A 25,473-nucleotide genomic window follows, 5' to 3' on the forward strand; every position below is an offset into this window, starting at 1 on the left:
ATTCAGTGTGTATAGGAAAGGGTGAATTGAAAAAGTGAATGAAGTTAATCACGAAATATATAAACCTGTAAAGGCAAACAGGTTGTGGATGATTCTTGTATTAGGGACACTTACGGCGATTGGGCCATTATCTATTGATATGTATTTGCCTTCATTACCGAAGTTAACGGATGACTTGCAAACAGGTGCATCCCTAGCGCAGCTTACATTAACAGCTTGTTTGCTTGGGTTGTCAGTAGGGCAATTATTTGTTGGCTCAATTAGTGATATTTACGGAAGACGCAAACCACTTATTATTGCTCTTATTATTTATGTTGCTTCTTCTTTACTTTGTGCTGTTGCGCCATCTATTTGGACATTAGTATTATTGCGCTTCCTACAAGGAGCTTCAGGATCAGCCGGGATTGTTATATCACGTGCGATGGTAAGAGATATGTACTCAGGTTCTGAAATGACGAAGTTTTTCTCACTGCTTATGTTAGTAAACGGAGCAGCACCTATTTTGGCACCGATTATTGGGGGTCAATTGTTACAGTTTACAACGTGGCGCGGTGTTTTCATCGTTCTTGGAGCAATTAGCGTATTCATGTTAATCTCAGCTACTTTTGTATTGCGTGAAACATTACCTCCTGAAGAAAGAGAAACGGGTGGTTTGTCAGGGACTTTGGCGACGTACGGAAAATTGTTAAAGGACCGTCTGTTTATGGGATATGCATTGTCACAAGGATTAGTAACAGCGGCAATGTTTGCATACATTTCGGGCTCACCATTTGTGTTGCAGAACATATACGGAGCATCACCACAGCAATTTAGTTTATTCTTTGCGATTAATGGCATCGGTATTATTATTGCTAGTCAGGTAACGGGTCGTTTAGCGGGGAAAGTGAATGAGAAGACATTATTTGTTGCGGGTATTATTATCGCAGCTGTTGGTGGCCTATCTTTACTACTGACAATCGTACTAGGAATAGGTTTAATTGGTGTTTTATGTTCGTTATTCCTTGTCGTATCAAGTGTCGGGGTTGTATCAACAACTGGGTTCTCATTAGCGATGAGAAATCAGAAACAAGCTGCAGGAACAGCATCAGCTTTATTAGGTTTATTACAGTTTATTTCAGGAGCTCTTGTTGCTCCGCTAGTAGGTATTGGTGGAAGTAATACAGCATTACCGATGGGTATTGTTATTGCGCTTTGTGAAGTAGGAGCAGTGTTATGTTATCTATTTATGGCCAGAAGAAGTGAGAAACAGTTTGAACTGCAGCAAAAACAAAATCTAGAGGCTTAACAAAAAAGAACTGATTCAAAGGGAATGTTTGAATCAGTTCTTTTTTCATTTCTTTGAAATACCTCATACAGTTTTGTAAGGTGATGTAGTAAAGCATTGCAAAAGTTATTTGTATAAAGTGACGATACTGTGACAAACATGTTGGTATATATATTACGGTGTCGTCTTAAGTGTAAAAAGTAGGATGTTCTCGGTATAATAACAAGTGGAGATAAAAGAAACTATAATGAGTAATAGTTGTAGATAAAAGGAGAAGAAGAGATGAAGAAGGTTTTGGGTATTGCCGTAATGGGAGGAATGCTCCTTCTAGCAGGATGTAATGGAAATAAAGATACGAAAGAACCGAAAGAAAAGGTAGAGCAATCTACAGAACAAACAGAAGAGATGAAAGAATACCGTGCAGTACATGAAAAATACGATATGAAAATGAATAAAGAAATTAATAAAGCACTGCAGTTATTTGAAGTAGCAAAAGAAAAGGGCGGTAAGGAAATAACGACTGCTACATATAAAGAAGATGTGCAAAAGGTAACAACGAGCATGTTAGAAGATATTGATCATATACGTAAAGAAATTCGTGTTCCGAAGTCGAAAGAGCAAGAACATGAAGTATATGTTGGTTTCTTGAATGAATCGGAACAAGCGATGAAAAAATTACAGAAGTTAGCTAAAGAAGAAGATTCATCGTTGATTCGTGATATAGAAATTAATTTTGCAACAGCATCGACATACTATAAACGTTTTCAAGCAGAAACGAAAAAATAACCTTGCCTGTGCAAGGTTATTTTTTCTTATTACCATCTCCGTCTTCATCTTCATCTTCATCCTCGGATACTAATACCTTCTGCTCTTCGTGAAATTCGGAAATAGTTTGCCCGGTAATATTATCGAAAGGAGTATAAAAAAAGTAATACGTTTCTTTTTAATAAAGAGTTTATAGAAGCCGATGATGACAAGTATAACGATTGTTAAGGGTAATCCTATAGTAGCAAGAAGTAAGGGGTCCATCTTATAACTCCTTTAACATCATTTCTTTTTATTATAAGCTGAAAAATGTAATTTCGATAAATGGATTAAAAACTGATTTTTCTAAATATACCCAATTTGATTGACTTTTCATTTTTTCAGAATTATAATTCGAAATATACAATTTGAACCAAATAATAATATAGCAATTTACTTATCCAGAGAGGTAGAGGGACTGGCCCTATGACACCTCAGCAGCGGGTTCTGTAGTAGGAACACCGTGCTAATTCCAGCAAGCAAGTCTTGAAAGATAAGTGATGGGCCTTTGTTTATTAAGCCTTGATCTTATTTTTTAAGATCAAGGCTTTTTGTATTCTAAAAAGAGAAAAGGGAGTAATGGAAAAAGTACGTTCATAAAACTAAGTAAATATATGTGTTTAGGGGGTTATTGAAGTGTATGTAATTAAAAAATTATCAGTTATGGTGTTCACGCTATGGGTTATTACGACGGTGACATTTCTAATTATGCATATTATTCCGGGGGATCCATTTTCATCAGATGCAAAAATCTTTCCTGAAGAAGTGATCCAAAACATGAGAGCGAAGTATCACCTTGATGAACCGTTGTGGAATCAATATGTGGCTTATTTAGACGGTGTAGTTCATTTTGATTTTGGTGAATCTGTTCAATCAACCGGGCAAGGTGTATCAGAAATTATAACAACTGGCTTTGGTCCATCAGCAATTATTGGTCTACAAGCACTTGTTATTTCGTTGTTAGTCGGAATTGCTGCAGGTACATTTGCTGCTCTATATCATGGGAAAGTAATTGACTATAGTGTGAGTTTGCTCGCAATTCTAGGTATTTCTATTCCAAGTTTTATTTTAGCACCACTATTTATACAAGTATTCGCTATTCAATTCGAGCTTTTACCAGTAGCCTCTTGGGGAACATTCGAACATACAGTATTGCCATCCTTTGCGTTAGCGTTAGGGCCAATCGCAGTGATTACAAGGTTTGTTCGTTCTAATATGATCGAAGTACTGCAGAGTGATTATATTAAGTTAGCAAGAGCAAAAGGCATACCAATTAAGAAGATTATTATAAGACACGCTCTTCGAAATACGATTGTTCCAGTACTTACATTTGTTGGACCGTTAATGGCTGGACTCTTAACGGGGACTTTCGTTATTGAAAAAATCTTTTCAATTCCTGGCCTAGGAAAATATTTTGTAGATAGTATTTTTAACCGAGACTATCCGGTGATTATGGGAACAACAATTTTCTATAGTGCATTATTAATTACTTGTATTTTCATTACAGATATTATTCACCGTATTGTTGATCCACGTATTCGTTCTATTACGTAAGGAGGGGGATGTTTAGATGGGGGCTTATGAAATTAATGACCAGTTATTAACAAATGAAGAGAAAAAAGAATTAACGATAAATAAAAATCAGCAAACGATTAGCAGAAAGAAAGAAGTGTTTCGTAAGTTTATATCGAATCCAATCGCAGTTTTAGGAACAGTGACGTTATTGCTAATTATTGTTTTCTCGCTTATTGGCGAAAGTTTAACTTCATTTACTGCGAGTGAACAAGTAAAAGAGGCAACAAATTTACCGCCGAGTAGTGAACATTGGTTTGGAACAGATGATCTAGGGAGAGATATTTGGGCACGTACTTGGGCTGGTGGGAAGATTTCACTAACAGTTGGATTAGTAGCAGCTGCCCTCGATATAGGGCTCGGTGTACTGATTGGTGGATTTAGTGGATATGTGAGAGGGCGTAATCGCCTTGGAACGTTAATTGATGAGTGGATTATAAGAGGAATTGAAGTATTATACGGCATCCCATATTTATTAATTGTTATTTTACTATTAATTGTTATGAAACCAGGTCTTTTCACCATTATTATCGCCCTTGCATTAACGGGATGGATTGGAATGGCTCGTCTCATTCGAGCACAAGTATTGTCTTTAAAACAACGAGAGTTTGTTATTGCAGCAGAGCGATTAGGTACATCACATATGAAAATTATATATGGGCATTTAATTCCGAATTTAACAGGGATTATTATCGTCAATTTATCATTTACAATTCCAGCAGCTATTTTTTCAGAATCATTTTTAAGCTTTATAGGACTTGGGGTACAATCACCAGCGGCAAGTTGGGGGACGATGACGAATGATGCACTCGGGACATTATTGAGCGGAGAATGGTGGCAGCTATTTTTCCCAGCAATCATGATTGCACTCATTATGTTCGCATTTAATGCAATTGGTGATGGTTTGCAAGATGCAATTGATCCAAAAATCGTCAAACGGAATCGAAAGGAGAAAAAACATGGGACAAATCTTATCTTTAGAAAACGTAACGTTAGCCGTTGAAAAAGAGAATAGTAAGCAAGCAATTGTGAAACATGTTTCCTTTTCTATTAACGAAGGTGAAATAGTTGCACTTGTAGGAGAAAGTGGTTCAGGAAAAAGTGTTACAGCACAATCCATTATCGGCTTGAATCAAGAATTAATTCATATCAATGATGGAAATGTATCTTTCCAATCAAAGGAATTAACGAATTTACAAGAATCAGAATGGAATCAAATTCGCGGAAAAGATATTTCCTTTATATTTCAAGATCCGCTTTCATCTTTAAACCCAACGATGAAGGTAGGCAAACAAATTACAGAAGTAATTTTGCAACATGGGAAAAAGTCGAAAAGAGCGGCAAAGGGAATTGCGATTAACTTGTTAACAGATTTAGGGATACATGAAGCAGAGAAACGCTTTGAACAGTACCCACATCAATTAAGCGGGGGGATGAGGCAGCGTATTTGTTTAGCAATTGCGTTTGCTTGTCATCCAAAGCTTGTAATTGCAGACGAGCCGACAACAGCGTTAGATGTAACGATTCAGAAACAAATTATGGGGCTATTAAAAGAAAGAAAAGAAAAACAAAATACGAGTATTTTATTAATTACACATGATTTGGCACTTGTACGTGAGGTAGCTGATCGAGTAGTTGTTATGTACGGGGGACGTGTTGTTGAAAAAGGAACGATACAGGAGGTAATAGGTTCTCCTAAACATCCATATACGAAAAGCTTATTACAAGCAATTCCGAATATGGATGTTTCCGAAAAGGTATTACGTGCTATAGAAGGAACGACACCTTCCATTGAAACATTAAATAGCTTTGGTTGTCCTTTTGTAAATCGTTGTCCAGTAGCCATAAAAGAATGTATTCATCGTTTCCCAGAGAGAACAACGTATTCTAAGGAGCATAGTTCACATTGCTGGCAGCATGTTCTGGAGCATAATAAAGCGAAATCAAAAGAGAAGGTGAATGCCTCATGACGACAGATTTAATTACTGTAAAGCAAGTAACGAAAACATATGGAAGTAAAAGTAAAGAAATCACAGCGTTAAAAGATATATCACTTTCTATCCCGAAAGGAACAACACTTGGCATTATTGGTGAAAGTGGTTCAGGAAAAACAACACTTGGAAAGCTCATAGCAGGGATTGAGAGTCCAACGTTTGGTGAAATTGATTATAACGGTCAAGTTGTTCACATGCTGAAGTCAGCTCATAAGCGAGATTTTTTACAGAAAGTACAGTTCATTTTTCAAGATTCTACAGCTGCATTAAATCCGCGCTGGAAAATACGCGATAGCGTAACGGAGGGTTATATTTCATTCGGTTTAGGTGATAAAGGATTGAAGGATAAAGTAGCGGGTGATGCCCTGGAGCGTGTTGGATTAGATAGAAGATATATTGATCGATATCCGCATGAATTTAGCGGAGGACAACGTCAACGTATCGCTATTGCAAGAGCGTTATTGTGTGAGCCAGAAGTATTGATTCTTGATGAACCAATTTCAGCATTAGACGTTTCATTGCAAATTCAAATTGTACATCTGCTGCAAAAAATCCAAAAAGAACAAGGTTATACATATTTATTCATCGCTCACGATTTACCGATGGTTCACTATTTATGTGAAAAAGTAGCTGTCTTATACAAAGGAGAACTTGTTGAATTTGGAAATACGGACGAAGTATTCCGTAATCCACAACATTCTTATACAAAAACATTATTAGCATCAACACCAAAAATTTCAGGTTAAAGGAGAATGTAGGATGAAGAAGTTTTTACTGTTTGTCATTATGACTGTTTTAGCAATTACTTCTGTTGCTTGCGGTAAGAAAGAAACGCCAAAGGCGAGTGCTGGTAAGGGAGAAGGCGATCGATTAGTAACGAATATTAGTAGTGATCCATATACACTTGATTCTGCTATTGCAACAGATAGCACGTCAGGTTATATAATTGGGCAGTTGTTTTCAAGTTTATATACGCAAGATAGTGATGGGAAATATCAAAATGAATTAGCGGAGAAAGAAGAAGTAAATGCTGATGGAACTGAATATACAATTCATTTGAAGAAAGATATTAAATGGTCAGATGGTTCGCCTATTACAGCAAATGATTTTGAATTTGCATGGAAGCGATTATTAAATCCAAAAACGGGTTCTATGAATGCGACAGAAATGTATTTTATTAAAGGGGCAGAGGCGTATAATACTGGGAAAGGTGAAGAGGGGCAAGTTGGTATTCAAGTTGTTGATCCTCAAACATTAAAGGTAACCCTTGAACACCCAGTTGCTTCTATTAAACAAAAACTAGCAAGCTCACTATTTATTCCATTAGCTAAAAAGTCGATTGATGATAATAATAAATTAAAAACAGATCCAAAAGAGTTAATTACGAATGGGCCATTCACGTTAAAAGAGTGGAAGCATAACCAGGCTATTACAGTACAAAAAAATAAAGAATTCTATGATAAAAAGGTAACTCTAAAAGAAATTGAGTTTCGTATTATTCCAGACTCTAAAACAGCGTATCAATTATTTAAATCCAAAGAATTAGATTTACTAAGTGGTTTACCACAAGAGATGATCGAAAAAGAAAAAGGAAATAAAGAATATAAGCGTGTTGCAGGTTTCTCTTCGTATATTTATTCGTTTAACGTAGAAAAAGAGCCGTTTACAAATGCGAAGGTACGTAAAGCATTTTCATTAGCGGTTGATCGTAAATTTATCGTTGAAAAATTGTATAAAAATAATGCGCAAGAAGCATATGCATTCGTTCCAGAAGGAGCAAAAACACAAAGTGGCCGTGATTTCCGTAAAGAAAAAGGTGATTACGTTAAATTTGATCCAGCAGAAGCGAAAAAGTTATTAGAAGAAGGCATGAAAGAACAAGGCTGGTCTACATTACCTGAAGTAACATTAAAATTCACTACAGATACACAACATAAAAAAGTAGCAGAAGCAATGCAAGAAATGTTTAAGAAAAATCTTGGCGTAGATATTAAATTAGAAAATAAAGAGTGGAAGAGTTACATCGACACATACAAGCAAAGTGATTTCCAATTAGCTTATATGGGATGGGGCGGCTCTTTATTAGATCCAATTACTAAACTAGATTTATATGCAGGTGATGGTCCGAATAACTATGCAAAGTGGCATAATAAAGAATTTGACGCTTTAATAAAAGAAGCAAAAGTTGAACAAAAAGAGGATAAGCGCTTTGAATTATTACATAAAGCGGAAGATATTATGTTTACAGATTCACCATTAATCCCAATTATTTTCCCAAGTGCCTCATATTTACAAAAATCATCAGTATCTGGTGTCCAATTCATTATTGGTTCTAGTCCAGAATTAAGATACGCAAAAATTAAAAAATAAAGAAGTAGGCAACCGCCTACTTCTTTATTTTATTTCTCTTTTGTATTCTTTTTTCGTTCCATCAGAGAAGACAACTTCTAAATCAAATTTTTGATAGTCTTTATCAAGTTTGAACACGTTCACTACTTGATCGATTACTTCTTGGTCAGCAGTATTTTTATCAAATTTTAATTCTTGTAAGAGTGGGCTTAATTTTGTGATAGCCTCGTCTCCTGTTAATTTTACATCTGCTTTATGATCTTCAATTTTTGCTTCCATTTTCTTATCAGCTGCTACATTTTTATAGTCTGCTTCGTAGTCTTTCTTTGTATCTTGGTAGTCTGCCTTTAAATCGAATTCATTGAAGTTTAGTTTTAAATCTGCAGGAGCCTCATTTTTTGCTTCTTCAGTCGTCTTTTTATTAGAAGTTGTGTCTTCTTTTGCAGGAGCTTTACATCCTGTTAATGCAGGTACTAGCATAAGAGCTAATAAAACTGATAGTAGAATTCTCATTATAAATTCCTCCTTATGTAAATTCGTTCTATACAAGTTTTTCCCAAAAACATGTAATTATGTATGTGTTGAAAATAAATTATTATTCTGTAGTTGCAAGGGCTAATCCGCAATTTAAATCAAAAAAGATTTGTATGTATATGGTAAATTGAAGTTGTGAGGAGGGGCTAAAATGCATGAAGAATATAAAGAGATAATAAAAAAATCAATTGAATATATAGAGAATCACTTACATGAGGAGCTTACAACAGAAAGAGTGGCATCTCACAGTGCAGTATCGATGTACCATTTTCATCGCATCTTTCAAAGATATGTTGGGATGAGTGTAACAGATTATATTCGAAAGAGAAGGTTAACTCATGCTGCGCAAGTTTTAGTGTCAACGGAGAGAGCTGTTATTGATATTGCAGTGCAATACGGTTTTTCCTCACAAGAGGCATTTACGAGAGCTTTTAAAAGAATGTTTCAATTGCCACCAAAGAAATATCGAAAGTACTTTCAGTCATTTTATATAGAAAGAGAGGGTGTTTCAATGCAAAAAGGTATACCGAAAGGATGGATCTTAAGTGGAAGTCATCCTGCTGAATATGAGATGGGTTTAGATTATGAAGTTGTCCATCAGGGGAAAGTATCTGCATACATAAAAGCAAAAGAGAATGTTACGCACGGAGGATTTTCAACATTAATGCAAATGTTCCGAGCGGATAAATATGTAGGAAAGAGATTACGTTTTACAGCATTTATTAAGAGTGAAAATGTAAGAGATTGGGCAGGATTGTGGATGCGAGTAGATGGAAAAGATACAGAACCGCTCGCTATGGATAATATGCAAAATCGCCCCATTAAAAATACGAATAACTGGCAATCGTACTCGGTTGTATTAGATATAAAAGAAGAAGCACTTGGTATTGCATTTGGTGTTTTATTATCAGGAGAAGGTTGTGTGTGGCTAGATAGTATTCGATTTGATGAAGTAGATGAAAAAATTCCTTCAACAGATTTGGCAGAGAACTTTTATGAAACACTTTTAGAAGAGCCGGTGAATCTACAATTTGAAGAAGTAGAAAAATAAAAAACAAGGAGAAAAGATATGCTCAAATATGTAAAACTAATAAGTATTAGTTTAGTAATATCGTCTTGTATTATGGGAGTTAATTATTTAGTTAGCTATCTTTGGTCAGGGCATATACCTTCTTTGACGTGGAGAACATATTTGATGTTTGTGTTTATATGTATGATGAGTTTTGGTTCAATGCAAAAAGAAGGAAAAGAGGATTATTGACAATAGTCTTCTTCGCCTTTCTTTCATTAACACAAATGGTTGTAACTGTTTTTGGAGATGCAGGTATGATTTTCAATATCATCTCACTATCGTTACAACTTGTAAGTTTGGGTGTAATTGTACCACATGAAATGCTTTCTAAAACATACCAAACAATCAGTGAATTATTTCCTGCAATATATGCAGGAAATGGCTATTATACAATAATATTTGGAGGAGTTAGTTTAGAAAGAAATATTATTTCATTATTAGTTATTGTATTGGTTATACAATTAGTAGCAGGTATGATTTTAGCTATAAAAGGAATGGCAAAGGGAAGAGGAAGCTCTGTAGTTAAAGTTGTATAAAAGTAAAAAGGTATCCTTCATGGGATACCTTTTACTTTTGTTACTTTGCAACTTCTGTCCACTTGTAGTTAAACTCACCACCGAAGTCAGTTGTTACAAGTCCTTTAATGAAAGAGCGTTGTAAGTAAGAACGACCTTGTTGGTATAAAGGAGCGACAGCGCCGTCTTGTAATAGAATTTTTTCAGCTTGCTTCATTGCTTCAAAGCGTGCTTTTTCATCGCCAGCTAAATCTGTTTTCACTTTATGAATTAGCTCATCGTACTCTTTGTTAGAGTATTTATCGAAGTTATAAGCACTATCTGTTGTAAATAGATCTAAGAATGTAATTGGATCAGCGAAGTCAGGGCCCCAGCCGTCAATACCAATTTCATAGTCACCACTTAATAGTAGTTTTAGCTGTTGTTTACGTGGTTGTGGTTTTAAATTCACTGTTAATCCGTCTAAGTTCTTTTCTAATTCACCTTTTAAATATTCACCAGTCTTTTTAGCTAAAGCATTGTCACTTGTTAATAGTTCGATTGTTACTTTGTCAGTACCAAGTTCTTGTTTTGCTTTTTTCCAGTTTTCTTTCGCTGTTTTCACATCATCCTTGACTAGATTTCCATTTTCTTTACGGAAGTCGTTGCCTTCTGGGCTCTTTGCGAATTTCGCAGGAACCATTCCTTCAGCTGGAACAGCGCCGTTATTTAAAATTGTTTCTACGTAAGCTTTTTTATTCATTGCGCCGTTAATAGCAAGGCGTGCATGTTGATTTTTTAATGTTTCATTTTTTTGATTTAATCGTAAGAATTGAATGCCGACTTCAGCGCGTTCCTTGAAGTTTGGATCGCTCTTATATTTATCAACAAACTCTGCAGTTAAAGCAACACGATCAATTTGTCCTGAATCATATAAGTTCACTTCTGTAGACTTATCTTTAACGACATTGAAGTTGATTTCTTCTAATTTTACCGTTTTAGCATCCCAATAGTTAGGGTTTTTCTTCAATTGGAAGCTTTGTTCATGTTTCCAGTTCTCTAATGTGAAAGCACCGTTGTAAATTAAATGATTTGTTTCCAAACCATATTTATCACCTTGAGATTTTAAGTACTCTTCATTAATTGGTAAGAATGTTGAGAATGTCGTTAAGCTTAAGAAGTAGGGAACAGGACGGTCTAGTTGCACTTCTAACGTTTTGTCATCAACAGCTTTGACCCCTAGTTGATCAATTGGCAATTGTTTTTGGTTTATTTGTTTCGCATTCTTTATATCGAAGAATAAGAATGCGTATTCAGCTGCTGTATCAGGATTTACGGCACGTTGCCAAGCGAAGGCAAAGTCCTTTGCTGTAACAGGAGTACCGTTTGACCATTTTGAATCACGCAGATGGAATGTATATTTTGTTTTATCGGGACTAATGTCAACCGACTCAGCGACACCAGGAACCGGTTTATTATCTTCTCCCATTGCATATAACCCTTCAAAAACATTGCGCATTACGTTCATGGATTCCCCATCCGTTGCTTTTGCAACATCCATTGTTGGAATTTCTGAAGCGAATGATAAGTTAATTGCCTGTTTATCAGGTGCTTTATCGTTTGCTTTCGCTCCGCTTGCATTATCCTTATTTCCCCCGCAAGCAGTTAGTAATAGACTTGCCCCTAAAACAGATGCAACAACAGGTATAACTTTTTTCTTCATTGTTCGTTCCTCCCTAAATGTGTTGTTCGTAACGTCATAATGTCCATGTCTTGAAGTAGCTATAGAAGGAGATAAAACCTATTATAAATATGCGTTTATAGGTAATCAGGTGTTCTATATGTATATACATGTTGATCTATAATCTATCGTTATATGTTTCAACGTAGTAGACATTATATTTTGATGGTGAAATATTTCGTTTCTTTGATTATTTAGAATATTAACACTGGAAAGAACTATATGTCAATAATAAAAATAGATTGTTAATTTCTTAGAATAATATATTGAAAAAGCGGATTCTCATGTGTGAGAGAACCTATTTTTAATATATTTTGCTAAAAAAACAATTGGTGTGGGCTAATAATAAGTGGGGATGAAGAAACCCCCACTTATTAAAGTTTCACTTTATTTTTCAATTTTTGCCCACTTGAAGTTTAATTGCCCTGCAAAGTCTACTTGCACAATTCCTTTCACATAAGAACGTTCTAAATAAGATTCGCCTTTTTGGTAAAGAGGAGCGATAACAGAGTCTTTAAATAATATTTTCTCGGATGCTAGTAATGCTTCCCAGCGAGCTTTTTCATCACCAGCTAAAGTTGTTTTCACTTTTGCTATTGTTTCATCGAATTCCTTATTAGAGTAATGATCTAAGTTATAAGGGTTATTCGTTGTAAATAGCTCAAGGAATGTAATTGGATCCGCAAAGTCAGGGCTCCAGCCATCAATTCCGATTTCGTAGTTACCTTTTAATAAAAGCGAAACTTGTTGCTTACGCGGTTGCGGTTTTATATTTACTGTTAATCCATCTAGATTATTTTCTAGTTGTCCTTTTAAGAATTCACCAGTTTTCTTATCAAGGTCAGCATCACTCGTTAATAATTCTAATGTTATCTTTTCAGAACCAAGCTCTTGTTTAGCTTTTTTCCATAACTCTTGTGCAGATTTTGTATCAACTTTTGTTAAATCGCCATTTGCAGTACGGAAGTCTTTTCCTTCAGTTCCTTTTGCAAAGTTTTTTGGAACGAGACCAAATGTTGGTGTAGATCCATCATTTAATAACGTATTTACAAAGGATTTTCTATCAATTGTTTGATCAATTGCTTGGCGTGCAGAAACGTTTTGAAGCACTTTGTTTTGTTGATTCATACGTAAAAATTGTACGCCTACGTTTGGACGTTCTTTAAAGTTAGCATCCTTTTTATATTTATCGACGAAGTCAGATGTTAGTTTTATACGATCTAATTGTTTTGACTCGAATAAATTTACTTCTGTTGATTTTTCTTTTACGACGTTAAAATTGATTTCTTCTAGTTTGACAGTATCTTTATCCCAATAGGTAGGGTTTTTCTTGAATTTAAAGCTTTGTTCGTGCTTCCAATCGCTTAGTGTAAAAGCTCCGTTGTACAAGATTGTATTATCTTCTAAAGCGTACTTATCACCTTGTGCTTTAAAGAATTCCTCGTTAATTGGTAGAAATGTTGGGAACGCTGTTAAGCTAATAAAATACGGAACAGGACGCTCCAATTCTACCTCAAACGTATGGTCATCAACTGCTTTTACACCAAGTTGGTCGGCTGGAAGTTCTTTGTTGTTAATTTTTGTTGCGTTTTTAATATCAAAGAATAGAAATGCATATTCAGAGGCTGTTGCTGGATCTACGGCTCTTTGCCAAGCGAACACAAAATCTTTAGCTGTAACAGGAGTGCCGTTTGACCATTTTGAATCTCGCAAATGGAATGTGTATTTCGTTTTATCGCCACTTACTTCATGAGATTTTGCAACACCAGGAACAGGTTTGTTACCTTCACCAAGATTATACAAACCTTCAAATACGTTTCTCATTACTTGACCAGAATCAGTATCTGTAGCACGAGCCGTATCCATTGTTCGTATTTCAGTAGGTGAAGATAAGTTTAAAACCTGTTTACTAGGTGCCTCGTCTTTTGCATTTGCTCCGCTTGCTTCGTTTTTATAACTACCGCAACCAGTTAATAAAATACTTACTCCTACAACTGATGCAATACCGGGTACAAACTTCTTTTTCATTTGATTTTCCTCCTAAATAATTAAGTTTGGATGATGATGAGGGAAATGAAAAATAAAAAATCCCTCTTTTCATATTGAGAAAGAGGGATTTTTACGTACAAGTTATGCACCCGTATATAAACGAAGTCCCTCATTCTATCTTTCAAGCATAAAGCTTGCAGGAAGTGGCACAGTATTCAAAATGAACCTGTTGCCGAGGTTTCAAAGGGCCAGTCCCTCCACCTCTCTTGATACAATGAGTAAACGAATAAATTTTATTAATTTTTGTGTTTCTTTGATAATTCAAAATCTTACACCTTGAATAATGAAGTGTCAACTAAATGAAATATAGTTTAAATTTTCAGTTTTCTTAAATAGAAAAACCACTGCATAGGACAGTGGTTTTTCTACTAGAAGTTAAAGTTATCTGGATCTGGACCAACGCGACGATCTTCATTTAAAGCTTGAATTGCTTTCATATCATCAGCACTTAATTCAAAGTCGAAGATGTTTGCATTTTCAATAATGCGATGTTCTTTAATTGATTTGGGAATTGTTACAACTTCGTTTTGTAAATCCCAGCGTAAAATAATTTGCGCAGTTGATTTATTATATTTTGTCGCAATTTCTTGTAACGTTGGATTATCTAGTAGTTGTCCTTGCATTAATGGTGACCAAGCTTCAAGCTGAATATTATGTTCTTTACAGAATGCATGTAACTCTTCTTGTGCTAAACGTGGGTGGTATTCCACTTGGTTGACCATTGGCTTAATTTCAGCAATTTCAAATACGTCTTGTAAGTGGTGAATGTGGAAATTACTCACACCGATAGCGCGAACACGGCCATCTTTATAAAGTTTTTCTAATGCTTTCCATGATTCGGTATATTTCCCTTTTACAGGCCAATGTACTAAATATAAATCTAAATATTCTAGACCTAATTTCTCTAATGTAGTTTCAAATGCTTGAAGTGTTGTTTCATATCCTTGATCGCTATTCCATACTTTTGAGGTAATAAATAATTCTTCGCGTGAAACACCGGATTCACGAATCGCTTGTCCAACGCCTTCTTCATTTTGATAGATTGCTGCAGTATCGATGCTGCGGTAGCCATTTTTAATTGCTGCTTTTACAGAATCAATTACTTCTGAACCATCTTCTACTTTAAAAACACCTAAACCAAACCAAGGCATTTTTACACCGTTATGTAATGTTGTATAGTCTTTTAAACTTGTTAAAATCATATTATTTCCCCCTAGCTTTTTTGTTTGTTGCTTCTACTGCTTTTTGAATTGCCTCTGAAAAATTATATTCGTATAAAGTTTTGAGACCCTCAGCTGTGGAACCACCTGGCGTTGTTACTTGTTCGCGGAGGTTAGCTGGATTTTGCGTTTGTTCGAGCATAGAAGCAGAGCCAGAAATCATTTGAATGACAAGATGTTTTGCGGTTTCTTCATCGACTCCATAACTTTTTGTTGTTTCAATTAAGCTTTCAGCAAAGTAATAAAGGAAGGCTGGTGCACTTCCAGTAACTGCAGTAAGCTGATGAACTTCTTCCTCAGTACAAAGTTGCGAAGTACCAATACCTTTTAAAAGCAGTTGCAGGGTTTCTTGATGCATCTCATTTACTGATTGTCCCATTGTATATAAGGAGATAGATTTTCCAATTTCAGCAGCTGTATTAGGCATAATCCAAGCAACAGGCGTGCCCTTTGGGAGTCTAGCTTCTAAATAAGATGGTCCAATGCCAGCTGCGACTGTTACGACTAGTTGATTTGATATTAACGGAGATAGCTCAGCTAATAACTCTTCATGAGCAGAAGGTGGCATTGCTAAAACAACCGTATCAACAGATGTAACATGCTGTTTCCAATCTGTTGCAGTAGACACATTATATCGATGTTGTAACTGTTTTAGCTTTTCTACGTTGCTTCGATTAGAGACGATAATTTCTTCGATGTACTCTTTGCTTGTTTTAAGTAATCCGGAAAATATAGCTTCTGCCATACGACCGGCACCAATAAATAAAATTCGATGTTTAGTTAGCATATTCTTTATTCCTTTCTAGTAGAGATATGTTATAAAAACGATATCATCTTTAAGAGAATGTTGTAAAAAGAAAAGACTTACCGTAGATGGAATGGATAATGAGAAGGCGGAAATTCATGCTAATATTAACTGTTATTAATCTCTTTATATGTGTAGCTGGTTTGCTAGAGTGGAAGAGCAATTATAGGGGGCAAGAACATACAAATAATTATATCTAGAAAATAATTAGAATTGAAAAACCCCTGAAGCATATATGCTTCAGGGGTTTACTAATAGAATATAAGATTATGCTTTTGTCATACCAAGTAATACAGCGCCGCCGATAATTAAAACACTACCTAGTGCAATAAAGATCAATTGACGTTTTGTTTTCTTTTCACCTAAGAAGACAATCGCACCAAATGTTGAGATAACGATTCCAGTTTGAGATAATGGGAAGCTTGTTGCTACTCCAACACGTGGTAATGAAAGAAGTAAGAATAAGTTTCCAGTTCCCCATAGTAAACCAGACAAAGCATTACGGATTGCATATTTGTTAAATGGTTTATGTTTAGACGTCAGTACAACCGCACCAACAAACATACCAACTGCTTGTGGTAAAATAGCAGACCAACCATCAATATTATACCAACGAATAATAATTACATATACAAGATAGCCGAAAGTAGAAACAATTAAAGTAAGAAGTCCTTTTTTCAATTGTCCAGGTGGCTGAGCATTTTCTTTATCATCTAATGATGTGAATACAACACCAACTACAATTAATAGGATTGCAATCGTTCCCAGAATGATCGTTGTAGTAGTAGTCCACTCACGGAAAGCGATAACCCCAAAGATAGAAGTTGCAACAAGTTGCATACCAGTAGAAATCGTTACAGTAGTTGAAACACCTAGTTTTTCAACTGTTTTTAATTGGTTTACTTGTCCTAAAGCCCAGAATAAACCTGAAATAAAACCAACAATTAAGATTGTCATTGTTAAAGCTGGTTGAGTAAATACATACATAATTGTTGCGAAGAATAGAGCACCGATTGTCATACCTACCGTTTGGCTATATGCACCACCGCCCATTTTTACGCTTACTAATAAGATGTTTCCCCATGCAATTGCAGGAAGAAGCGCTAATAAAATGTCCATTACAAGACTCCTTTCGGTTTGCTATACCAATATAGTTACATATCGTTCTAACGATCGGTAATGCCCCACTAATAGAGTAGAAGATTACCGATCGCTAAAACAGGATGAAGAATTCACAATATAAATGCGTTTTCATTTCTTCATTTTTTGAAACACCTCCATATAATAACAGGAAATTGCCTATTTTAGAAAGTGAATTCAAATAAAATGTATATTTAAATAAGAGGTAAAATTCAGTTATTTCCCATTGGTATATTTTATTTCCTAAGAAATAAAGAAGCAGCTTCGACAAAAGCTGCTTTAAGAGTTAGTGATTCTTTTATTAATAAGTTGAATACATAGTAGAAATACGAGTGACATACCGATAGTAATAACTACAAGTGTCCAGGCGAGTTGCATATTACTTGCATCAATAGCCATGTAAATTGCAGTTGGGATTGTCTGTGTTTTACCAGGAATGTTCCCGGCAAACATGAGTGTAGCACCAAACTCACCGAGCGCGCGGACAAAGCTCAAAATCATCCCGCTTAGTAAGGCAGGAAATGCGAGTGGAAGTGTAACGTGCAGAAAAACTTGATATTCACTTGCGCCAAGGTCACGAGCACTTTCTTCAATTTGTACATTTGCGATAGAAAATCCCGTTTTCGCTGATTGGTACATAAGCGGAAATGCAACAACTGTAGAAGCGATAATCGCAGCAGTAGATGTGAACATAATAGACTGCTGAAATAATGATTCAACCCACTTTCCGATCGGGCTGTTGTTTCCAAAGATGATAATGAGAAAGAAGCCGATAACAGTTGGTGGAAGTACCATTGGTAATAAAAATATGGTTTCTAATAGTACTTTATATCGCCATGAGGAGCGAGCTAGTGCTCGCCCGACAATTGTCCCTAAAATTGTAACGAGAATAGTGGCGCACGCAGCTACTCTTAAAGATAGAAAGACAGGCGATAAAATAGCATCAATGCTCATAGTAATTACGACAGAACTGTAAATCCATATTTCTTAAAGATAGATTGTGCATCTTTTGACTGCAAATACTCATAAAATGAAGTCGCCTCTTTCTTATGTTTAGATTCCTTTATAACACCTAAAGGATAGTGGATTGGCTCATGAGAAGTAGCTGCTGCTGTCTCACCAATCTTTACTTTATCCGAAATGAGAGCATCTGTTTTGTATACGATGCCAGCATCGACATTCCCTGTTTCTACATATGTTAACACTTGGCGAACATCTTTTGTAAATACGACTTTATTTTGAACATCATTCCAAAGGTTTTCGTGTGTTAGAGAAGCCTTTGCATATTTGCCAGCAGGTACAGATTCAGGTGTACCAAGTGCAATTTTTTTGATTTTCTCATCTTTTAAATCTTGAAATTTTGTAAGTGAACTATCTTTAGGGATGACTAGAACTAGTTCATTTCCAAGAAGATTTTTCCCTTCTTTTTCACTAATGAATCCTTTTTTTACAAGGGTTTGGAATTTATCTTCTGCTGCAGAGAAGAATAAATCAGCAGGTGCACCTTGTTCAATTTGTTGTTGAAGTGCTCCAGAAGCACCGAAGTTAAAAGAAAGTTTGATATTTGGCTCTTTTTCTTTATATTGTTTTTCGATTTCTTTTAATGCATCTTGTAAGCTTGCAGCAGCTGAGATAGTCAGTTCAACTGTTTTATCCTCTTTAGCAGCTGACTTTGTATGCTTTTCCCCACTTGTACAAGCAGCACTAAATATAAGAAGGAAAGAAAGTATAAGTGCCCCGATGGAACGTAATGTAAATTTATTCATAAAAAAATCCCCTTTCGTTTTGATACATCTAATTATAACTAATTATATCTAAATATAACTAGTTATAATTGAATGTAATTTGAACATATATCTATTTTTAAAAAATAGGAGAAATATTCTTTTCTTTGTTACAATGAAAGGAGAAAGTGAGGAATCGTCTATGGATCATCATTCCTACACAACGGAAGAAGTAGCAAAGCGATTAAAAGTATCAAAATTAACTGTATACGACTTAATTAAAAAAGGAGAACTTCCTTCTTATAGAGTTGGTAGACAGATGCGCATTGATGCAACAGATTTAGATCAATATATAAAACAAATGAAAACAGGAAAGGTACAAGTTACTCCTGTAAAAAACGATGGTAGTAGTATCTTGAACACGTGTATTATTAGTGGTCAAGAACTAACGTTAGATATGTTAGCTAAACGTATAGAAAATCGTTTGCCAAGTTCTAATGTTTTAAGGGCGTATCAAGGTAGCTTAACGAGTTTAGTGAAAATGTATCAAGGAGAAGGAAGTATCGTTAGTTTGCATTTGTTTGATGGTGAAACTGGTACATATAATGTTCCTTACGTAAAACGCATTTTAGTAGGACAGCCATGCATTATGATTAATTTATTGTCCAGAAATGTAGGATTTTATGTCCGAAAAGGAAATCCGAAGAGAATAAAGGCATGGGCTGACATATCCGGGTCCACTATAAAGTTTGTGAATCGAGAAAAGGGTTCTGGTATTAGAGTGTTAGTCGATGAACAATTACGAATCCAAAAATTAAATAAAGCTGATATTAGTGGATATGAATGGGAAGAATCGAATCATCTTGGTGTTGCCACGCAAGTTGCAAATGGAAAAGCTGATGTAGGAGTAGGTTCAGAAAAGTTTTCGCAAATTGTAAATGTGGACTTTATTCCAATCATGAAAGAACAGTATGATTTAGTAATTTTGAAGAATAAAGAAAATGAAGAGTTGATTGAAGTTGTGAAAGACATTCTGCAATCGGAAGAATTTCATAATGAATTAAATGCGATTGGCGGATATGATATTACGAAAACAGGTCAAATTGTATATGAAACAAACTAAAAAGCTGCTTGTCTATAAGACGAGCAGCTTTTTCTATATATAAAGGGGGTTGGGGAAACAAAGTGTTAAACAAGACCTTGAGCAAGTGTATAAATGAAAGCCGTAAGAAGAGTGGCTCCACTTGCAAGTCCGATAAAGTCTGATTTGTTGAAAGTAATGTTGTTCATTATAAACTCTCCTTATTTGTTTAATGTAGTTGCAACAGCTTTTGCATCGACAAGTGCGGATAGCACCATGCCCATTGTATTTAAAAATTTATTTGATTTCATATTGTTCATCATGCGTATCCGCTCCTTTTCGAATTGTTGTTGCCCTGCTTATGTCTTAATTATAGGAAATATGGCTACTTGCAACTATCGAATTAGCTTACGAAAGACTTACACTTTTGTAAGAAAAAAAGACATTCATGTAAGAATGTCTTTCACAGCATATTGATATGATGATGGTCTTCAATTGTTTTTAAAAAACTACGCATTGAATTCGTCATATAGCTATCTTTACGGCGTATGAAAACCGTTGAAATACTGCCGTATTTTTCAGGGATTGCATGACAATGTACCTTACCTGCTTTAGAAAGATGATGGACAGCAGACTGTGGTACGAGTGTAATTCCGAGGCCGAGTGCAACGCTGTTTAATATTGTCTCTAATATATTGAATTCCATAATTCTTTTTGGTAGCAAACCTTCATCTTTAAGCCAACGTTCTAGTTTGGAGCGGTATCCACATCCTTGGTTAAAAACGAGTAGAGGAGTTGTTGTAAATTCTTCTATATGAAAGGCTTTATTTTGTGTTATAAGCATTAATTTCTCTGTACTAACATCGTATTGTTCGATTAGTGGATGTTTAATAGGACCTGATATAAAGGCGCCATCCAATTGATGATCAAGTACTTCTCTAATTAATTCTTCTGTTAGACCCGCTTGTAATGATAAATCGACATTTGGATAGCTTTTATAGTAAGAAGATAAAATGGTAGGCAGTGTACTTACTGTTTCGACTGTACCGATTTTCAATATACCGGAGGGTGTTTCGCTATCTAAAAATACTTGTTTTAGTTCGTCGACATCTTGCAAAATTTTACTAACATAAACGAGCATTTTTCTTCCTTCAGCTGTTAAAGTCATTCCTCGTTTATGGCGGTAAAAGAGTGGGGTTTTTAATTCGTTTTCTAGTTGTTTAATACGTGTAGTTACATTTGATTGTACATAATTTAATTCCTTTGCTGCGCTACTTACACTACCCTGATCGGCAACGCTTTTAAAGATTTGTAAGTCTCGTAATTCCATTTTGTAATCCCCCTTGATGTTAACTATCATTATAAATGATAGTTAACATCATTTTGAATCATTTTACGTGATATATTTTTTCTTTTACAATTCTCTTTGTGCAAATAGAAAGAAACGGGGGATTGCGGTGAGAAGAGGTCAAATGATAATAGGGGCTGTAGCGTGTTTAATTGCGAGTATGTCATGGGGAGCGATGTTTCCAGTTGCTGATCATGCGCTAGAATACATAAATCCATTTTATTTTTCGCTTATTCGCTATGGAGCAGTGGCGATAATGCTGATTGTATTGTTGTTAGTGAAAGAAGGAAAACAGGCATTTCGTTTAGAGGGAAGAGGAAAGTTACTCGTCTTTTTTGGAACGATGGCATTTACAGTATATAATGTCCTCATATTTTTAGGGCAAATGTTGATGGGTAAGTCGGGTGTAATGGTAGCTTCCATTATGGAAGCACTTATGCCGATGATTTCTATTTGTATTTTATGGGGATATAAGCATATAAAACCGAAGAAGTATATGATAACGAGTATGGTTATTGCTTTTGTAGGAGCTGTGTTTGTTATTACAAAAGGTGACATGAGTTTCTTTGTAACATTGAAAGATAATATGTTCCCATTAGCATTTATATTTATTGGTGTTATAGGCTGGGTTATTTATACGATGGGTGGTCAAACGTGTAGTGATTGGTCAACATTACGTTATTCTACGTTGACGTGTGTATTCGGTACGACTGTTACAGGAATTATAACGGTAATTATTACGTGGCTTGGATATGTTTCAGTTCCTAGTATGGGAACGATTTCTATTGTGAAATATGATTTGTTATTTATGATGACATTGCCAGGTATTGTAGCGCTACTTGCTTGGAACTACGGTGTGAAAATTTTATCATCCATTAATGGGATTTTATTTATTAATTTTGTACCAATTACGACTTTAGCTATTATGATGATGCAAGGGTATCAAATCACAATGTTTGATATTATAGGGACTGTACTTGTTATTGCAGCACTTATTCGCAATAACGTTTGCCAGAGAAAAGAAGAAAATATAAATAAGAGAGTTTTACAAGAAGAACAATTACGTCAAGCTGTTTAATAGGCAAATGGAGGATTTCACATGTTAGAAAGTTTATTGTTTTTCTTCGCCGTCGGAGTTGGCTGTGAGCTTGCAGCAATTAATCGAAATGGTCGTAAAAAGATAAAACAACAAGCTGAGCTGATACAGCTTTTAAAAGAGTTGAAAGAAAGAAAAAATTAAAAAGACGACCGGGCATAGACGGTCGTCTTTTTCTATATAAAGGGGAAAGGGGACACAAAGTTATACAAGCGTAGCAGCGTAAATAAAAGCAGTAAGAAGAAGAGAGCCGCTAGCTAATCCTAAAAAGTCTAATTTGTTAAAAGTGATGTTATTCATAATACATTCTCCTTACTTGTTTAATGTAGAAGCAACAGCTTTTGCATCGAAAAGAGCCGATAATACCATGCCCATTGTATGTAAGAAATTGTTCGTTTTCATTTTGTTCATCATATTAATCGACTCCTTTTCGAATAATTGTTGCCCTGTTTCTGACTTAATTGTATGAAATATAGTAAGAAGTAACTATCGAATTAGCTTACAAGAAAATTACACTTTTGTAAGAATTGAAATTTAACAATTCATACTTATTTTTATTACCAACTCCTAAAACTTAGTGTTATAATTGTTGTAAGAATATGATTATACTTCGGATGTTTAGAAAGGAACGAAATAAATGTATAAACCAATTACATTTTTGTTGAAATATATATTTAAAACAGCTGGGAAAGTAGAAGTGCAAGGAAGAGAAAAGCTACCAGAAGGTGGTCCGTATGTTGTTGCGTGTACACATACAAGTTTTATGGATGTATTAATGTTAGCTACAGGGATGTACCCAACTCAAATTCATTACATGGCAAAAAAAGAATTATTTGAAGGGAAATTCAAAAATTGGTTCTTTAAAAATGTAAATGCATTCCCTGTAGATCGCGCGAATCCGGGACCGAGTACACTTAAAATTCCATCACGTTTATTAAAAGAAGGAAAGGTAGTAGGGATTTTTCCGAGTGGAACGAGATCAGCGGAAGATGTTTCATTAAAAGCGGGTGCTGTGACAATTGCGATGCGTTCTAATGTACCTTTAGTGCCGGCAGCTTATGTTGGTCCATCAAGTGTAAAAGAATTAATAAAGGGGAAAAAGGCAAAATTGATTTTTGGAGATCCGATTCAAATTGAGGCTGGAGAACAAATAGATCGAAAAACCGCTATGAAAATGATGACAGATCAATTAAATGAGAAGTTTGAGGAGTTAAAAGAAGCTTTGCAATCAAATCAAAAATAAGAAAAGACGACCGGGCATAAACGGTCGTCTTTTCTATTACTATTTATAATAAAGGGGAAAGGGGACACAAAGTTATACAAGCGTAGCGGCGTAAATAAAAGCAGTAAGAAGAAGCGAGCCACTAGCTAGTCCTAAAAAATCTAATTTGTTAAAAGTGATGTTATTCATAATATATTCTCCTTACTTGTTTAATGTAGAAGCAACAGCTTTTGCGTCGATAAGAGCGGAAAATACCATGCCCATTGTATGTAAGAAATTGTTCGTTTTCATTTTGTTCATCATATTAATCCGCTCCTTTTCGAATAGTTGTTACCTTGTTTCTGACTTAATTGTATGAAATGTTGCGGAAAGTCACTATCGAATTAGCTTACAGAAAAATTACACTTTTGTAAGAGAAACAAATGAAGGTGTAATGATAAGAAGATTTGACATATGTTCATGAGATTCATTAACTTAAAGATAGAGGTGAGTGCATGGCTAATATTAAAGATATCGCAAAGATGGCGGGAGTTTCAGTTACGACTGTTTCGAGAGTGTTGAATGATCACCCATATGTAAGTGAAGAAAAAAGGAAAGCGGTTATAGAGATAGTTGAGAAATTGAATTACTCGCAAAACGCAAATGCTGTTCATTTATCAAAAGGAAAGACGAATATTGTTGGTGTGATTTTACCGTATATTAATCATCCGTGTTTTGATGCGATGGTGAGCGGAATGATGGAGATTGCGTTAACTCATAATTACAGAGTGTTACTTTGCCAAACGAATTATAATAAAAAAGAAGAAATGAAAAGTTTACATATGTTAAAAACAAAACAATTGGATGGTCTTATTATTTGTTCACGTGCAAATGATTGGGAAACGATAGAACCGTATGCTTCTTACGGCACAATAATTGCTTGTGAAGATAATGATATTTCAAACATCTCAAGTGTATATACGAATCATTCAGCGGCCTTTCAATTAGGAATGGATTATTTGATTGAGAAAGGTTATAAAAAAATTGGCTATTGTACGGGAAGAAAATTAGGGCCGAGTAGTCAAAAGCGTTTTGATGTTTATAAACAGCAATTGCAATCTATAGATGAAGAGGTTAACGAAGAATGGATTTTTACAGAATGTTTTACACTAGAAGATGGTGTAAAAGTGGCTCATAAGTTAAAAGAGATGCAGGATCTTCCTGGAGCATTAATAGTAGCAGGTGATGAAGTTGCGATTGGGGTTATGACAGAGGTTGAAAAATTAGGGATTCAAGTTCCTGAGGATTTAGCGATTATTGGCTTTGATAATCAACCTATCTCGCAAGTGTTACAATTGACAACTATTGATCAAAATTTAAAGGAGATAGGGAAAACTGCTTTTGAAATGTTGCATAGAAAAGTGAATGACGAGAGTTCTAAACAAGAAAAGCTGGAAATTCCATACGAACTTGTGGAACGCTCTACAGTTTAATCTTAATCCGTTATGTGTATAATCGCATAACGGATTATTTTTTTGAAATATCTTTGACAGGAAACGCGTTTCATACTTTATAAAGGAGTTAAACCGGTCTGTAATATCCATGGATTCTTTTCAAGTGTTAAAGCAGTGAATAGAATTTGGAGGAATATGCATGAATGAACTTTTATCGAGTATGAAAAAGTATGTAGATGATGATGAAAAGATTTTGGTTTTTGTGGTAGGGATCTTTGAGAAGGATAATTTCATGTTATGTTATCAACATGGAATTTTTGTTGCCACTACTAGACGCCTCCTGTTTTACGGGAAATTTCCTTACTATCCTTCAACATTTAAAGAGTACTCATATGTGCATATAGATAGCATAGATTTTCATCCGTACTTTGAGTTTACTTGTAATCATGAAACCATTCGCGCTAAGTATATTCAGAAAGGGAATGTGGAGCAATTTGTCCGTGCAGTTAGAGCAAATATGAATAATTAATC

Annotated in this window: 28 protein-coding genes, 1 pseudogene and 2 riboswitches; of the genes and pseudogenes, 16 read left to right on the top strand and 13 right to left on the bottom strand. The window is 35.2% G+C overall.

Annotated elements, in window-relative coordinates; genetic code table 11:
• Positions 1-25: 25 nt before the first annotated feature.
• Together QO049_RS21055 and QO049_RS21060 are read left to right on the top strand one after the other, a co-directional pair.
• Complete coding sequence (locus tag QO049_RS21055; RefSeq protein WP_223153447.1) at positions 26-1,285, top strand: multidrug effflux MFS transporter; 1,260 nt, start codon at positions 26-28, stop codon at positions 1,283-1,285.
• 261 nt (positions 1,286-1,546) lie between these two features.
• A complete protein-coding gene (locus QO049_RS21060; RefSeq protein ID WP_000756517.1) occupies positions 1,547-2,050 on the top strand; it encodes a hypothetical protein in 504 nt (167 codons plus the stop codon).
• A gap of 16 nt (positions 2,051-2,066) precedes the next feature.
• Here QO049_RS21060 and QO049_RS21065 read toward each other — a convergent pair.
• Positions 2,067-2,293, bottom strand: a pseudogene (locus QO049_RS21065) (DUF3951 domain-containing protein).
• Positions 2,294-2,462: 169 nt separating this feature from the next.
• Positions 2,463-2,568, top strand: a riboswitch (SAM riboswitch).
• Between the two features lie 136 nt (positions 2,569-2,704).
• On the opposite strand from QO049_RS21065, the gene QO049_RS21070 reads away from it, so the two are divergent.
• From QO049_RS21070 to QO049_RS21090, 5 genes are read left to right on the top strand one after another with little or no spacing between them, the layout of a single operon-like run.
• Entirely contained in the window at positions 2,705-3,622 is a 918-nt protein-coding gene (locus tag QO049_RS21070; protein ID WP_246961744.1) for an ABC transporter permease, read from the top strand.
• A gap of 16 nt (positions 3,623-3,638) precedes the next feature.
• A complete protein-coding gene (locus QO049_RS21075; RefSeq protein ID WP_000501529.1) occupies positions 3,639-4,643 on the top strand; it encodes an ABC transporter permease in 1,005 nt (334 codons plus the stop codon).
• The gene (locus QO049_RS21080; protein ID WP_246961746.1) at positions 4,600-5,610 is read left to right on the top strand and encodes an ABC transporter ATP-binding protein; all 1,011 of its coding nucleotides are present in this window, start codon (positions 4,600-4,602) and stop codon (positions 5,608-5,610) included. The genes QO049_RS21075 and QO049_RS21080 overlap by 44 nt, the downstream gene beginning before the upstream one ends.
• The gene (locus QO049_RS21085; protein ID WP_000205679.1) at positions 5,607-6,380 is read left to right on the top strand and encodes an ABC transporter ATP-binding protein; all 774 of its coding nucleotides are present in this window, start codon (positions 5,607-5,609) and stop codon (positions 6,378-6,380) included. The genes QO049_RS21080 and QO049_RS21085 overlap by 4 nt, the downstream gene beginning before the upstream one ends.
• A 13-nt stretch (positions 6,381-6,393) precedes the next feature.
• Positions 6,394-8,004 carry a peptide ABC transporter substrate-binding protein gene (locus tag QO049_RS21090; RefSeq protein WP_284489438.1) on the top strand — a complete coding sequence of 537 codons (1,611 nt, stop codon included), beginning with the start codon at positions 6,394-6,396 and terminating at the stop codon, positions 8,002-8,004.
• A gap of 24 nt (positions 8,005-8,028) precedes the next feature.
• Here QO049_RS21090 and QO049_RS21095 read toward each other — a convergent pair whose 3' ends face one another.
• A complete protein-coding gene (locus QO049_RS21095) occupies positions 8,029-8,496 on the bottom strand; it encodes a YusW family protein (protein ID WP_001221553.1) in 468 nt (155 codons plus the stop codon).
• 172 nt (positions 8,497-8,668) lie between these two features.
• Here QO049_RS21095 and QO049_RS21100 point away from each other — a divergent pair, with 172 nt between their 5' ends.
• The 3 genes from QO049_RS21100 to QO049_RS21110 are packed head-to-tail and all read left to right on the top strand — an operon-like array spanning position 8,669 to position 10,125.
• Positions 8,669-9,568 carry a helix-turn-helix transcriptional regulator gene (locus tag QO049_RS21100; RefSeq protein WP_000544203.1) on the top strand — a complete coding sequence of 300 codons (900 nt, stop codon included), beginning with the start codon at positions 8,669-8,671 and terminating at the stop codon, positions 9,566-9,568.
• A gap of 18 nt (positions 9,569-9,586) precedes the next feature.
• Positions 9,587-9,778 carry a hypothetical protein gene (locus QO049_RS21105; protein ID WP_000922552.1) on the top strand — a complete coding sequence of 64 codons (192 nt, stop codon included), beginning with the start codon at positions 9,587-9,589 and terminating at the stop codon, positions 9,776-9,778.
• Positions 9,775-10,125, top strand: a complete 351-nt coding sequence (locus tag QO049_RS21110; RefSeq protein WP_000156942.1) for an ABC-2 transporter permease — start codon at positions 9,775-9,777, stop codon at positions 10,123-10,125. Before QO049_RS21105 ends, QO049_RS21110 begins: the two co-directional genes overlap by 4 nt.
• A 40-nt stretch (positions 10,126-10,165) precedes the next feature.
• On the opposite strand, the gene QO049_RS21115 is transcribed toward QO049_RS21110, so the two are convergent.
• From QO049_RS21115 to modA, 7 genes are all read right to left on the bottom strand, one after another.
• Positions 10,166-11,806, bottom strand: a complete 1,641-nt coding sequence (locus tag QO049_RS21115) for a peptide ABC transporter substrate-binding protein (protein WP_000730942.1) — start codon at positions 11,804-11,806, stop codon at positions 10,166-10,168.
• Between the two features lie 405 nt (positions 11,807-12,211).
• The gene (locus tag QO049_RS21120) at positions 12,212-13,852 is read right to left on the bottom strand and encodes a peptide ABC transporter substrate-binding protein (protein WP_246961748.1); all 1,641 of its coding nucleotides are present in this window, start codon (positions 13,850-13,852) and stop codon (positions 12,212-12,214) included.
• A gap of 132 nt (positions 13,853-13,984) precedes the next feature.
• Positions 13,985-14,089: riboswitch (SAM riboswitch) on the bottom strand.
• Between the two features lie 152 nt (positions 14,090-14,241).
• Entirely contained in the window at positions 14,242-15,075 is an 834-nt protein-coding gene (locus tag QO049_RS21125) for an aldo/keto reductase (protein WP_000604196.1), read from the bottom strand.
• Between the two features lies 1 nt (position 15,076).
• Entirely contained in the window at positions 15,077-15,880 is an 804-nt protein-coding gene (gene proC / locus QO049_RS21130) for a pyrroline-5-carboxylate reductase (RefSeq protein WP_000956278.1), read from the bottom strand.
• A 285-nt stretch (positions 15,881-16,165) separates the two neighbouring features.
• Complete coding sequence (locus QO049_RS21135; RefSeq protein ID WP_000353544.1) at positions 16,166-17,017, bottom strand: GRP family sugar transporter; 852 nt, start codon at positions 17,015-17,017, stop codon at positions 16,166-16,168.
• A 300-nt stretch (positions 17,018-17,317) separates the two neighbouring features.
• Entirely contained in the window at positions 17,318-17,992 is a 675-nt protein-coding gene (modB, locus tag QO049_RS21140; RefSeq protein WP_000020526.1) for a molybdate ABC transporter permease subunit, read from the bottom strand.
• 5 nt (positions 17,993-17,997) lie between these two features.
• The gene (gene modA / locus QO049_RS21145; protein ID WP_001032229.1) at positions 17,998-18,804 is read right to left on the bottom strand and encodes a molybdate ABC transporter substrate-binding protein; all 807 of its coding nucleotides are present in this window, start codon (positions 18,802-18,804) and stop codon (positions 17,998-18,000) included.
• Between the two features lie 160 nt (positions 18,805-18,964).
• Between modA and QO049_RS21150 the strand changes: the two genes are divergently transcribed.
• Positions 18,965-19,885: a substrate-binding domain-containing protein gene (locus tag QO049_RS21150; RefSeq protein WP_001987638.1), complete on the top strand. Its 921-nt coding sequence runs from the start codon at positions 18,965-18,967 to the stop codon at positions 19,883-19,885.
• A 65-nt stretch (positions 19,886-19,950) separates the two neighbouring features.
• Here QO049_RS21150 and QO049_RS21155 read toward each other — a convergent pair whose 3' ends face one another.
• Together QO049_RS21155 and QO049_RS21160 are read right to left on the bottom strand one after the other, a co-directional pair.
• Entirely contained in the window at positions 19,951-20,052 is a 102-nt protein-coding gene (locus QO049_RS21155; protein ID WP_001060018.1) for a DUF3948 family protein, read from the bottom strand.
• A 254-nt stretch (positions 20,053-20,306) separates the two neighbouring features.
• A complete protein-coding gene (locus QO049_RS21160) occupies positions 20,307-21,173 on the bottom strand; it encodes a LysR family transcriptional regulator (protein WP_000423040.1) in 867 nt (288 codons plus the stop codon).
• A 127-nt stretch (positions 21,174-21,300) separates the two neighbouring features.
• On the opposite strand from QO049_RS21160, the gene QO049_RS21165 reads away from it, so the two are divergent.
• A complete protein-coding gene (locus tag QO049_RS21165; RefSeq protein WP_246961759.1) occupies positions 21,301-22,269 on the top strand; it encodes a DMT family transporter in 969 nt (322 codons plus the stop codon).
• Between the two features lie 21 nt (positions 22,270-22,290).
• A complete protein-coding gene (locus QO049_RS21170) occupies positions 22,291-22,431 on the top strand; it encodes a YrzO family protein (protein ID WP_061140073.1) in 141 nt (46 codons plus the stop codon).
• 60 nt (positions 22,432-22,491) lie between these two features.
• Here QO049_RS21170 and QO049_RS21175 read toward each other — a convergent pair whose 3' ends face one another.
• Positions 22,492-22,587: a DUF3948 family protein gene (locus tag QO049_RS21175; RefSeq protein ID WP_001060007.1), complete on the bottom strand. Its 96-nt coding sequence runs from the start codon at positions 22,585-22,587 to the stop codon at positions 22,492-22,494.
• 337 nt (positions 22,588-22,924) lie between these two features.
• Here QO049_RS21175 and QO049_RS21180 point away from each other — a divergent pair, with 337 nt between their 5' ends.
• Positions 22,925-23,530, top strand: coding sequence for a lysophospholipid acyltransferase family protein (locus QO049_RS21180; RefSeq protein ID WP_000277777.1), 606 nt, complete (start codon positions 22,925-22,927; stop codon positions 23,528-23,530).
• A gap of 72 nt (positions 23,531-23,602) precedes the next feature.
• On the opposite strand, the gene QO049_RS21185 is transcribed toward QO049_RS21180, so the two are convergent.
• Positions 23,603-23,698: a DUF3948 family protein gene (locus tag QO049_RS21185; protein WP_001060007.1), complete on the bottom strand. Its 96-nt coding sequence runs from the start codon at positions 23,696-23,698 to the stop codon at positions 23,603-23,605.
• Between the two features lie 305 nt (positions 23,699-24,003).
• Between QO049_RS21185 and QO049_RS21190 the strand changes: the two genes are divergently transcribed.
• Together QO049_RS21190 and QO049_RS21195 are read left to right on the top strand one after the other, a co-directional pair.
• Positions 24,004-24,981, top strand: a complete 978-nt coding sequence (locus QO049_RS21190) for a LacI family DNA-binding transcriptional regulator (RefSeq protein WP_001273899.1) — start codon at positions 24,004-24,006, stop codon at positions 24,979-24,981.
• A 160-nt stretch (positions 24,982-25,141) separates the two neighbouring features.
• The gene (locus tag QO049_RS21195) at positions 25,142-25,471 is read left to right on the top strand and encodes a PH domain-containing protein (protein WP_001004251.1); all 330 of its coding nucleotides are present in this window, start codon (positions 25,142-25,144) and stop codon (positions 25,469-25,471) included.
• Positions 25,472-25,473: the final 2 nt, after the last annotated feature.

Origin of the sequence: Bacillus sp. RB3, assembly GCF_030164735.1 — a bacterium.
Lineage (GTDB): Bacteria > Bacillota > Bacilli > Bacillales > Bacillaceae_G > Bacillus_A > Bacillus_A cereus.